This is a genomic window from uncultured Sulfitobacter sp. (assembly GCF_947499945.1).
Classification (GTDB): domain Bacteria; phylum Pseudomonadota; class Alphaproteobacteria; order Rhodobacterales; family Rhodobacteraceae; genus Sulfitobacter.
The window spans coordinates 1-12264 of record NZ_CANMQD010000005.1 but is presented as its reverse complement, the minus strand read 5'-3'; the positions used below and the strand labels follow the sequence as shown (position 1 = coordinate 12264).

Below are 12264 nucleotides of genomic sequence, written 5' to 3'. Positions count from 1 at the left end.
ATTTGCCATCAGTCTGTCGCTCTCCAGATATGCAGATGGTCAAAGACACCATTCCGCAAGTCTTCTTTGTCTATAAAAATTTGGTAAGGCGCGCCGCCGCCCGAAATCTTCATATCGATCTCATTGATGTCTGAAACAACCATCAAGATAATGTCGTTATCGCCGATTGGCGCGCATTGGGTCAGGCCCATACTGTCGATAAATTTCTGGTTCGGTATTGACGTTGATTGCGGCGCACCAAGGAAATCGTGCCCCACACCATTCGCTAGCCGCCAGCGGTCATAATAGCTAAAATCTGGCCACTTGGTTTCAATCCGCGCCTCGTAAGCGTCATAGAATTTCTGGCTATGCTCACGACATTCAGCAGGGATAAACTGGGTCTCGTTCTCTACCCAGAATTCATCTGGCCCAGGTACCGAAATCAACGGAACAAACGCAAAGGGCCAGCGCTTGAATGCACGCGGTCTTTCTACTTTGGGAACACCCGCTTTTCGCATAATGTCGGCGATTGGCTTCACTAAGGGATGTTCGTCTAAATCGGGGATAGGGGGCATTTCGCGCTCAACTAACGGGCCCTCAGTGTCAGTAAGATGCATCACGCGCACGGCCGATCCGTTTGCCGCAAACTTAGGGTCGTCACCAAAGACACCATTCAACCCAATTGACAGCTCCATAAACACCAGCAGCGCACCGTGGCGCGGCATGTCCGGCAAACCAGCCATGTCAGGCATTTCACCCAAATCAATCCGCGACAGAAAATGCATCGGCATCGTTACATCGTATGCTTCGAAATACAGCGTCGGCCACGCCATATCTGCAGGCATCATAGGCCGCCCACCATAATAGCACCCTGCCGTCCCTGCATCATCGACGTTAGGTGTGCGCAGCATTCCGAAACCAGAGCGCTGTGCCAATTTCACACGGGCCGCACATTGCTCAGGCGTCATAATGCACCTCGCAAAATGCATCAGTGCATATGAAATCAGCGGCTCTATCCATTGTTCTCAATCCAGCCTGAAACGTTGCTGAAATCCCCACCCGCCAAAGCACCGCGCGTGATCCAAATCCCCAATCCACTATACCCAAAGAACTGATGACCAATACTTGCATCACGCGCGAAACCGAAAAGTTTGATCAACTCCTCTGGATCAGCACTATCGCTACGCGCATCAAGCACCGCGTTTCGCAACCACCTAAGCTGCCGATGCGGCGCGCCAAAAACCGTATGACGGCTTTCAGGGACGCGATCGCGGGACAGGTTTGCGTGCTTGGGTTCGCGCTCTGCGTCCCGTTGCTCGATGTAATAACTCAGGATTTTGCTGCGATCTTCGAGATACTCGAAAAACTCGGATGAGTTCACTTTGGGTATATTGTCGGTCGCGTTGTCAAAGCGCGTAGCCAATTCCATATCGGGATAGGAATCCGCGATCAGCAAATCAACGGGCTGCTTGCTAAAATACGGTCGCTGAGGCTCAAGACTGTGATCCCACCAAGGATGCGTTGTCTCCACCCCTTGAATGCGCAGATGCCCGAACATCGATAGGTCAGGCATCTGCGGCGCGATCCGCTCGGCACAGGTTGTCCAATCCACATCGCGGTAGATGACGGCGATCCCTTCCCCGTAATAATTCATCGCTTCGCTTTCGCGCGCCCACGGGGCCACGACGGGATCATAAAATACATAGATCATACCCGAGGCAGGTAGCTGCGGAAAACCTTCAGGGCGGGGACATTCCGAGAGATTAATCTGCGCAAGAAAATGCATCGGAATGGCGATCTGCCCCCCCTTCTTGATCAACTGCGAATGCGCATCGTCATGAAAATACATGGGCCATGCGACGTCATCAGGCAAATACGGCGATCCGCCCAACCAGCAGCCCGACGCACCAGTCCCTACAGCGGGGACCAGCATTGTCGCGGGCTGGCACAGCTCCTCCAAGAGTGATCTGATCGCGGCTTCCTGCATGCTCTAGATCAATTTTCCGCTAATATCAGTTCAAGCGTTAGTACCAAAGTGCCATCGCGTTTTTTTGTGATGCGAAATCTCTCATCTTCGGTCACGCCCAAGGTTTGGCCCTCTTCCAGAATTGGACCATGCGTCAACAAATACTCAACGGTGCCAGCCAGCCGTGCGACAACCCGCTCCGCTGGCCAAAAGAGTGGCGTCAGCTCCAACTCATATCCCGTGATCGCAGCAAGACCCCGTGTTTTACCGCCATTTTGATCTGCCAGCTTGGTCGGCTCAATTGCTGTCCAGAAATGGCCAGGCAACGCAAGCGGACCTTCGCCTTCAAATGCAGTGGCCGCACGTTCAGAATCTGCTTTGAACTCGGCCCAACCATTCACTTGCATGCTACTGGCCCAAAGGCCGGCAACAGGTTGTCCCAGATCCGCCAAACGCGCAGCAAGCACGTGAACACAGGCCGCACCCATCGCGGCCTCTCCCATCACGACATTTTGTAGATGGCAAACAACCATCAAATGGGCAGTGTGCGCAGTGACATCCGCACGCAACACACCACCATCAGCGCGTTCAAGGTTTTGGCTGAACTCAGCGATGGGCAATGGCGTATCTGCGCTGATCAACGCAATGACCTGATCATCGAGCGCGACAGAAACGGCTTTTCCGTCATTGCTGATCTCGCGCAGCTTCGGCTTTGCAGATACAGGAAGGGCGCCCAATACAGCGCCCACTCCATCTGCATCAAACCTAAGCGGTTCGCGCAACATCACCATGGCCATTAACGTGGCGTTCATGACGCTTTTTTCATTTTCTCTAACATCTCAGGAGAAACCAACCGCCCGATAATTGGATGAATACGCAGTTCACGCCCTTCGGTAACTTGCTGGAAATTGGCAATCACTGCGCCCGTTGTTCGGGTATCCGCAGCAAGAACATCAAACAGCCATGCAATATCGCCAGAGGTCCAATCCTCTGCCTTCAGCTTCACAGGCCAGGTACCCGTTTTAATCTGTTCACGGATTTTTTGATCAACTTCTTCCGAAACGCTGGCCCAAATGGCAACGCCGGCGGTGTCAGGATCAGGCGTATCCGGTGCCGTAGAACGCGCCATAACAATGCGATCCTGCATCAACGGTTCAAGAACCAGTGATGTAAGATCAGCCAAGGATTGATGACGGTAGCGTTGTAACACCATCATTGTCATGACGATCTTGCCAAAGCTCTCGCGCACCTGCGAGCGCAACCCTGCAATTTTCTTTGCGACGTCTGGATCAGACCCAGCCGGCGAAGCTGCCTGCCCGTTCGCGGCGCTCACGGAATCTCCCGGCGAATCCGACATCACTACACCCTCAAAATTTTCTACCTACTCAATAATAGAAACTCAACCATAACGCGCAACCACAAATTAACCATAAGAAAGATAATCGAAATCTCCAAAAAGCCTAAAAGACAGGCACTCTAGTTTTCGCTGCTATCAGGTGCTTATTGATGGCAAAATTTTTAGCATTAATAATATAAAACAACGGGTTGGTAAATTTTTAGATTATAGTAAAATAGCACACAACTTTCCTCAATGAAACGTCACCCCATCACCCGCAGTAATTGGCTGCGTATCTTTAACAATTAGAGGGCGCGTCGCGTCTACATCAATATAGACAGGCCGAGTCTCAACCAGCACTGCAGTAGGCTGCTCTGCGATTAGGCTCACGCGCATTTCTTATTCTATGAGTGCACGCAGGCATACCAATTTGCGGCTCTGGGCTCTAATTTGAAGCCAGTCCGTGATGCCGTCACAAATTTAAACGTTAGCCAAGACTTAGGACAATTGAGTATCATGCAATCGCATAACCTCTATGAGAGGTTCTACCAAATCGTTGGATGATGAGTTATGCTGAAAGGAATAGAGAGCTTCTTTTCCCGTCTGCGCCGCATCTGCAGGTGTTTCTTCGTTAGGTGCAGCGCGTAAGGCAGCCGATTTAGCATACCGCCACGGATACCTGTGTCCCAGCCCTGTGCCTCCATCGCCTCATCATCTATGGGGGCATCAGCAGCCTTATGCTGTCCGGCTATCTTCCTATGCTTCATAATTAGTCCAATTTTGATGTTATCCGCACTGTCGGTTTATGGCGCAGAAGTTCACAAGCGATGGCGCGATTGATGCATAAGACCAATGATTGGAGCCGTTGGCAGCGCAGGGCCTCACTTTGATCCGCTTGGAACGACAGTATTCGCACAGATAGAAAACAGAGGAAAAATCACAAGGAGGGAGCCGAAATTTCTGATGGCGCTGTTCATACTGTCGCCGTCAAAAGTAACGCACAGAGGTCAAATCAGCTCTGAAAAAGGGAAGGAAGTCGGGGGTTCCAAATTGGTTCCCAACGGTGACCTGAGAGGGAATTGTGTAGCCTCCAAATTGTCTTTGCGCTTCGGTGATCCCGCCAAATGGCTGCATTTGGTAGATCTTTGCAGGGTTCGCATCGCTCCACCGCTCGGTCCAAACCTCCTCCAACGCGCCGCTTACTGCAATCTTTAGGAAAAGAGTGCGCGCTTCGGCACCTTCGCCAAATATTACCTTGGCCGTATTCGCTCCTGTCTGAACCCAAACAGCGCCATTTGCGGGTAGAAGTGTTGCGGGCACCCAGATCGCTTCGATTGCGGGGCGAGCAGCAGCGGCACGGTCAAGGTCTGGCGTAGCGGCCACCTGAACCAACGGCAAAGATTGAAACATCCAAAAGCGAGTCCAACCATGCTTGTTGTATAGACCGTCGCTGCCATTGATACGGACCGGACCATTCGTCATTTCAGCAATCCAAACAAATGCGTTTGGGGGCGCCAAAATCTGGCGTGCCTGCATTGCATAAGATTGCTGCTTATCTTTCTCACCCAAAAGAAACTCGCCCGACATCGCGAGTTCGGCGCGCAGGTAAAGCGGCGTTCCAGACGCTATCGCGTGGTTAAAATACCGCTGAGCGACCTCGGGAAGATCGGCGACCAAATTTGCGCTATAGACTAAGGGCTTGCTTGTGTTGCGTGCCGCAAGATCAGACCACGCGACCTCGGCTTGCGCCATCACTTTGCGGTATCGCACGTTTGCCACGACCCAGATTACCGCTCCTGCGAAGATCAGGGTGAGGGTTCCAATAAATATCCACTTACCCATAGGCGTAGTCTCCGAACCAATCCACTTTTGCGGCTAGACGTTAGCCTACCAACAAGATGTCGTTTTGATTTTGCTCAACCAAGACTGAGCTTGAATCGTGGATAATATCTAAATGAGGGTCGTAAAGCTGGGGCGTATCTCAGGATGAAGAAATCAATGACATCTGATAAATTGAAGCGATGGGCAGTCGTTCATCCGATCGTTCTGTTTGTCATTCTCTCGTATAGCATATCTTGGGCATTCTGGATTCCTGCAGGCATGATATTGGAGTCAGATTTTGCGCAAATAGCGCACCTTGCTGGCGCGTTTGGTCCGATGATCTCCGCCCTTATACTCGTGGCATTGCGGGGAGGTTCCGTGAGGACATGGATCGCATCATTATTCAAATGGCGGGTGCATCCGGTTTGGTATGTCTTTGCGCTATTGTTCCCTACGTTTCTTATCGGGATCATGTCCGGGTTTTATTTGGCCTTAGGCTACGATTTAGACGTGGGCATTTTGCCAGAACGCCTGAGCAGTTATGTCCCCACACTTGCCTTCATGACGATTTTGGGGGGTGGCAACGAAGAACCGGGATGGCGCGGATTTGCTTTACTGGAACTAATGAAATCACACCCGCCTGTCATAGCAACACTAATACTTGGGCTGATTTGGGGGGTTTGGCATGCGCCAATCCTACTTAGCAATCCACAGGTCATGTCCGGGGAAATGCCCGCAAGTGCTTTACTGATCTTGGTTGGTGTCACATTGGTCAGCATCACGGTCCACGCATTTTGGTATACGTGGCTGTTTAATCAAACCAAAAGCATTTTGCTCTGTATCCTGCTGCATGGCAGTTACAACACTGCCAACTGGCTTCTGGTGCTCGTTGGTCCAGAGGCACTTTCCGGTCAAAGCTATCAAACGTTGCTGACCCTGATGACGTCGGTGCTGGTTGGTTCAGTGGCAGTCCTTCTGGTCGCGACACGTGGTAGGCTGGGTGCGCCGTGAGGGTTGCAAAAGCATAGGAAGGAGTGTTGTCGTAAACCCAGTGTGAGTATTGCTTGCGAGCGATCCTCGGTAGGTCCGGCGTCCTGACCCTGTTGGGCATTGCAGCTCCAAGTTCGGCACCTGTGAAAAATACTCAGGTCCCTGAATGTTGCTGCGCAAGTCTACCTTATCGCCTCGATATTTCAGATTAAACCGATGACTTGGCAACACACTGTCCTTGGCGCACTGCCATGTTCCGCCACCTCAAAAGCTTTTTTGAATAACACGTTGCTCGATTGTTGGGCCACTGAGAAGAAAACTTTCGTGGTCTTCAGGCTGCTGCACACGCGTCCGAGAATTCTAACGTTTGAATGGACTATAGCCAAATTGGAAATCGCTGCGGTGTGTTGATTTTTGTCAATTTCCAATGAGGGAACATCCGTAAAATGAACGCATTTCATGGCGGGGTTCATGATGAGCCGGGCGTAAATCAGCTTTTCAATCCCTCAGTAACTATTTCGATCCTGGCCTCTGTTTACTCTGACTGTATTTGGGCTCGACACCAAGGAAGGGCTATTATCACACCTACTTTTGCGGAGTGGTTCTGTAGAGTGGCGTGCCTTTTTCTTGACGGCATCCCACAAAGTGGCGCGGCCACGGTATTGGAGAGTAACATGGCATAACCTCATATTTTCAAATGAAACCTCGCGATGTTCGCAGTTGGATCAGAAACCGATCCCGATCGAATACCCATCTTCACGCATGCCCCGATAAGAGGAAATGCAAATGATCAACCATCCACATTCCCTTTGGGGAATTGACGAAAATAATTTTCCGGTCACGGCCAAGTTGCCCGGTCAGATCAAATTCTTAATCGGTTACGCGGTCTTGGCGCCGTCAGGACATAATACCCAACCTTGGCTGTTTCGCATAGGGGATCAGTTTGTTGATGTGATCGCAGACCGCACCCGCGCTCTTCCCGTTGTAGATCCTCATGACCGCGAATTAACAATAAGCTGCGGCGCCGCCGTTAGGTTTCTCGAGGTCGCAGCCCGCAAGTTCGGCCTTTCAACCGAAGTCAGTATAATGCCTGATGGACCTGACAGCGACACTCTTGCACGTATCGGTTTTTCGAAAGGCGAAAAACCAACCCAACAAGATCAGGCGCTGTTCAGAGCGATACCTGACCGGCGTACGAACCGGACGGCGTTTGAAATGGAAGAATTACCAGATAGTATTTTGTTGGACTGTAAGACTTTTGCGGCGTCCGTCGACGTCGAGCTTGCGTGCATCGAAGACCTAGAGGACAGGCTGGCAATTGCGGCGCTCGTCGCTGAAGGAGATCAGGTTCAGTTTGCAGATCCCCACTTTCGGCGCGAACTTGGATCGTGGGTGCATTCGCGGCGTTCGCACAGTCACGACGGTATGTCAGGCGCAAGCTTTGGCATGCCCGACATCCTTTCAAGTGTGGGTGGTTTTGTGATTAGGACTTTTGACATCGGCAAAGGGATTGCAGCGGCGGACAAAGAAAAAATAGTATCGGCTACGCCTGCCCTTTTCATCATTGCCAGTTCTGAGACACCTGAGGGTTGGATCAACACCGGTCGTGCCCTTGGGCAAATTGCGCTTCTTACAACATCGGCCGGATTGTCGCTGTCCTATCTCAACCAACCCATCGAAACTGATCCGCTGAGGCCAGAAGTAAAAGCGCTGTCGGGACTACAGAAAGAACCGCAAATTCTAATTCGGATTGGACGGGCCACTAAACAGGTGGACGCAACAGTGCGCCGCGATCCGGCAGAAGTGATATTAACCACGATGTAAAAACCAAGCGGTGGTTTTGACTGTTGAACAATCATTACTGAGAGTTTCGTTTTCGATATTAAACGGTCACTTTGACTGAATGAATTTAGTTCTTTTAGTACATAATGAAAATCTCGAACAAACGATGCAATCAAACCTTTAGCCAGATAATCGCTGAGATCGTCTGTTATGCTCAGGCGCTGCGGCGCTCGCTTGATGCGTATTGAGATTGATCAATGTCGCCCTCTTCACGTTCCGTAATATGGCCTTCAAATAGGAGCAAATCGTGCCAGACATCATTTTCCGAACTGAAGGTGTCACAAAAGTCTATGATACTGGTGATGTGAAAGTCTATGCCTTGGACGGTGTGGATCTTGAACTGTTCAAAGGTGAACTGACTGTTTTGCTTGGGCCTTCTGGCAGTGGGAAATCAACGCTTCTAAACATCCTCGGGGGGCTGGATCATGCTACTAACGGACGCGTTTGGTTTGATGAAACCGAACTGACGAACATGTCCGATCGGGGGCTCACCAAATACCGGCGTGACCATGTGGGCTTTGTGTTTCAATTCTACAATCTAGTGCCGAGTCTGACTGCGCGGGAGAATGTGCAACTGGTTACTGACGTCTCACCAGACCCGATGCCTGCCGAAGAGGCGCTGGAATTAGTAGGACTCGGCAAACGGATGGATCATTTTCCATCCGAGATGTCAGGTGGTGAACAGCAACGTGTTGCTATTGCCCGCGCCATCGCAAAGCGTCCGCAAATTCTGTTGTGTGATGAACCGACTGGCGCATTGGACAGCACTACGGGCGTTCAAGTGCTGGAGGTGCTGCGCGACATCAACGAACGGTTTGGCACGACCACCGTAGTCATCACCCACAACGCTGAAATTCAGCGCATGGCACATCGGGTGATCTTTTTCCAAGACGGCAAAATCAGCGAAACGCGGATCAATAAAACGCGCCTCGCCCCATCCGAGATTGTGTGGTGAATGGTATGCATGCTCTGGACATCAAATTGCTGCGCGATTTTAAGCGGCTTTGGATTCAGGCCACCGCGATCGCCTTGGTGCTGGCCTGTGGCGTAGCGATCCTGTTAACCTCTGTTGGCATGTACTCGGCATTATCGGAAACGCGGACCGCCTATTATGAGCGCAATCGCTTCGCCGATGTTTTTGCCCATGCTACGCGCGCCCCTTTGTCTCTGCTTTCTGAAATTGCCCGCATTGATGGTGTGATGAGCGTTGAGGCCCGAATTTCCGGTGAGGCGATTTTGGATATTCCGGGTCGAACCAAAACGGCTGTTGGGAAGATACTATCCTATCCAGAAGCCTCCAATCCGGTGTTAAACGTACCGCTGTTGATGACGGGCAGATTTCCAAACCCGCTTAGCACCCATGAAATAGTGGTTAACGAACCTTTTGCGCAGGCCAACGGCTTTGTCCCCGGTGACAGCTTTAGCGCCAACCTCAGAGGGCAAAAGCGCGATCTGACGATTGTCGGAACTGCATTGTCTCCTGAATTTGTCTATACAATCGGTCCCGGCGCGTTGATGCCGGACAATGCTGCCTTTGGCATTATATGGATGCCTGAACGGGCGGCTGCGGCGGCGTTTGATATGACGGGTGCGTTTAACGATGTCTCCCTTGCGTTAAGCGTTGGGATGACGCCAGCTCCGGTGATTGATGCTCTCGATACGTTGCTGGACCCCTTCGGAGGCCTTGGCGCTTATGATCGCACGATACAACAATCCGATGCGTTTCTGGATGCCGAAATCAGCCAACTGAAAGGAATGGCTGCTATCTTGCCACCAATCTTTTTTGCCATCTCCGGTTTTTTGGTCAGCATGGTGATGAGCCGGATTATTGCGCTCGAGCGCAGCGAGATTGGTCTGTTAAAAGCCATCGGATATTCCAATACCGAAATCTGCCTGCATTACCTTATGCTTGCCGCTTTGATCGCGGTGGTTGGTGTGCTGGTTGGGTGGTTGGCTGGCACGGTGCTGGCCCGCACAACGGCGGCGCAATATGCTGAGTTCTTTGATTTTCCGTTTGTGATCTTTCGCGTATCTTATTGGGTCTATGCTGTATCCGGTCTTGCCGGCTTGCTGACCACCAGTTTGGGTGCCGCGCAAGCTGCCCTCAAGGCTGCCAGACTTGCCCCCGCGATTGCGATGCAGCCCCCCGCTCCGCCCCGCTTTAAGCGGTCGTTCATTGATGAGGCAATGACACGGATGCGGCTGGCGCAATCAACTGTTATGATCCTGCGGTCATTACTGCGTTGGCCGCTGCGCAGTTTTTTGACCTCCTTGGGCCTTGCACTGGCCGTTGCATCAGTCATTGCAGCAACATTTATAAATGATGCCCTCGACGAGATTGTTGATCTGGCCTTCTATCAAACCAACCGACAAGACGCGATGTTGCTCTTTGCCGAAGACGTGCCGGAGTCCGCATTGGAAGACGTCCGTAATCTCCCGGGCGTTTTGCAAGCTGAAAGCCAGCAGTTTCACGCAGCCATTTTACGCAATGGTCATCTGAGCAAGCGTGTTGCCGTGGAGTCGCGCCGCCCCGGCAACGATCTGAGCCGCGTTCTTGACGCAGACCGCAATCCGCTTGATGTGCCCCCCGGCGGTATCGTGTTGTCAGAACGGCTTGCTGTCCATCTTGACGTGCAAAACGGCGATAGCATCGAAGTCGAATTTCTTAGCGGGAGGCGTGAGACTTTCAGCGTCGACGTCACCAATTTAGTGGAACTGCATTTCGGTTTGGGCGCCTATATGGATTTTGAGTATATGAATGCGCTGTTCCGGCAAGCACCCCGCGTCTCAACTGTGAATATTACGCTGGATTATCAACAAACAGAGGCGCTGCACGCTGCGGTCAAAGACACGCCGCGGATCTCCGGCATTGTTGAGATGAATGAAAACCGCCGCTCGTTTCAGGATACTATTGAACAGAACATCGTTGTGATGAACACGATCTACATTGTTGTCGCTGTCCTGATCACCATTGGCGTGACCTATAATGCCGCCCGCATCCAACTGTCCGAACGCGCACGCGAATTGGCCAGCCTGCGCATCCTCGGTTTTGGTCGCGGTGAAGTATCCTATATTCTGGTCGGAGAAATGATGTTGATCGCGTTGCTTGCGCAGCCCCTTGGCTGGCTGATCGGGGCCGGAATCGCGCATTTGATGACCAACGCTTTTACCAGTGATTTATACGCGATCCCGCTGGTTTTGAAACCGGCGACGTTCACACTTGCCAGCCTTGTCGTCCTGAGTGCTGCATTTGCGTCGGTAATGATCGTGCGCCGTAGGCTAGACCGGCTTGATTTGGTTTCTGTCATGAAAACGAGGGAGTAAAGAAATGGGCTATTCAACCCGCACACTTGTGCTGATCGGCATCGGAGTTACGCTTGTGGCCGGGCTTTCTTATTTTAGCTTCCGCACAGATCCAGTAGCCGTCGATCTGGCTGCGGTCACGCAGGGCCCGCTGGAAGTTACGATCAATGCAGATGGCCGAACGCAGGTAAGGGACCTGTTCGAGGTGGCCTCGCCTATTTCGGGTACCGCGTTGCGTTCGCCGGTTGCCGAGGGAGACAAAGTGCGTGCAGGTGAGACAGTCGTTGCAATTGTCCGCCCTGCCTCGGCGGGTTTCTTGGATGCACGCGCGCAACTGCAAGCAGAGGCCTCCTTGCAAGAAGCGCTGGCGGCACAGCATGTCGCGCTGGCGGACCTGAAACAGGCTCAGGAAATGCAACGCTTTGCGCAGTCGCAGTTTGAGCGGACGCAGGCATTGGTTACACGTGGCGTGGCTTCAATCACCCGATTGGAGGACGACACACAAAGACTGGCCGTTGCAAACGCCGCCATTGAGGCTGCGCAGGCAAGGATTGAGATGGCCAACGGAACAATTGAACGCGCAAGGGCCAGTCTGTTGTCGCCCAATGATGTGGGTTCAACGCCAGAGAGCTGCTGTGTTCAGCTGACATCCCCGATTGATGGCATTGTTCTGTCAGTGGCCGCTATAAGCGAGCGACCCGTTGCTATTGGTGCACCGCTTGTGAGTATTGGTGATCCCGACCAGCTTGAACTGGTGGCGGATATTCTGTCCAATGACGCCGTCCGCCTTGAACCTGGTACACTAGCCTACGTAGAGCGGTGGGGCGGTGACGCGGTTTTGGAAGCAAGGCTTGAACGGATTGACCCTAAAGCACGCACAAAAGTCTCTGCGTTAGGGATAGAAGAGCAGCGCGTCGATGCATATTTCAGCCTGAACAGCTCCTCTGGAGCACGGCCTAACCTTGGTGACGGGTTCTCTGTTTTTCTCAGGATCGTGGAATGGCGTGCGGAAGACACTTTGCAAATT

10 protein-coding genes are annotated in these 12264 nt (G+C 52.1%); 5 read left to right on the top strand and 5 right to left on the bottom strand.

Annotated elements, in window-relative coordinates; genetic code table 11:
* Positions 1–8 precede the first annotated feature (8 nt).
* The 5 genes from Q0775_RS17190 to Q0775_RS17170 form a co-directional block, all read right to left on the bottom strand.
* Positions 9–947, bottom strand: coding sequence for a DUF1963 domain-containing protein (locus tag Q0775_RS17190; protein ID WP_298863871.1), 939 nt, complete (start codon positions 945–947; stop codon positions 9–11).
* A 44-nt stretch (positions 948–991) separates the two neighbouring features.
* On the bottom strand, positions 992–1966 hold the full coding sequence (locus Q0775_RS17185) for a DUF1963 domain-containing protein (protein WP_298863868.1): 975 nt from the start codon (positions 1964–1966) through the stop codon (positions 992–994).
* 8 nt (positions 1967–1974) lie between these two features.
* Positions 1975–2757, bottom strand: coding sequence for a DUF4261 domain-containing protein (locus Q0775_RS17180; protein ID WP_298863864.1), 783 nt, complete (start codon positions 2755–2757; stop codon positions 1975–1977).
* Positions 2754–3278 carry a toxin-activating lysine-acyltransferase gene (locus Q0775_RS17175; RefSeq protein ID WP_298863861.1) on the bottom strand — a complete coding sequence of 175 codons (525 nt, stop codon included), beginning with the start codon at positions 3276–3278 and terminating at the stop codon, positions 2754–2756. The genes Q0775_RS17180 and Q0775_RS17175 overlap by 4 nt, the downstream gene beginning before the upstream one ends.
* A gap of 990 nt (positions 3279–4268) precedes the next feature.
* Positions 4269–5123, bottom strand: coding sequence for a DUF6544 family protein (locus tag Q0775_RS17170; protein ID WP_298863858.1), 855 nt, complete (start codon positions 5121–5123; stop codon positions 4269–4271).
* A gap of 144 nt (positions 5124–5267) precedes the next feature.
* On the opposite strand from Q0775_RS17170, the gene Q0775_RS17165 reads away from it, so the two are divergent.
* The 5 genes from Q0775_RS17165 to Q0775_RS17145 form a co-directional block, all read left to right on the top strand.
* Complete coding sequence (locus Q0775_RS17165) at positions 5268–6113, top strand: CPBP family intramembrane glutamic endopeptidase (protein ID WP_298863855.1); 846 nt, start codon at positions 5268–5270, stop codon at positions 6111–6113.
* Positions 6114–6878: 765 nt separating this feature from the next.
* On the top strand, positions 6879–7916 hold the full coding sequence (locus Q0775_RS17160; protein WP_298863852.1) for a hypothetical protein: 1038 nt from the start codon (positions 6879–6881) through the stop codon (positions 7914–7916).
* A gap of 265 nt (positions 7917–8181) precedes the next feature.
* Positions 8182–8889 (top strand): ABC transporter ATP-binding protein, encoded by a 708-nt coding sequence (locus tag Q0775_RS17155; protein ID WP_298863848.1) that lies wholly within the window; start codon positions 8182–8184, stop codon positions 8887–8889.
* A 5-nt stretch (positions 8890–8894) separates the two neighbouring features.
* Entirely contained in the window at positions 8895–11258 is a 2364-nt protein-coding gene (locus Q0775_RS17150; RefSeq protein WP_298863845.1) for an FtsX-like permease family protein, read from the top strand.
* Positions 11259–11262: 4 nt separating this feature from the next.
* A partial coding sequence (locus Q0775_RS17145) for an HlyD family efflux transporter periplasmic adaptor subunit (protein WP_298863842.1) occupies positions 11263–12264 on the top strand: 1002 nt, incomplete at its 3' end.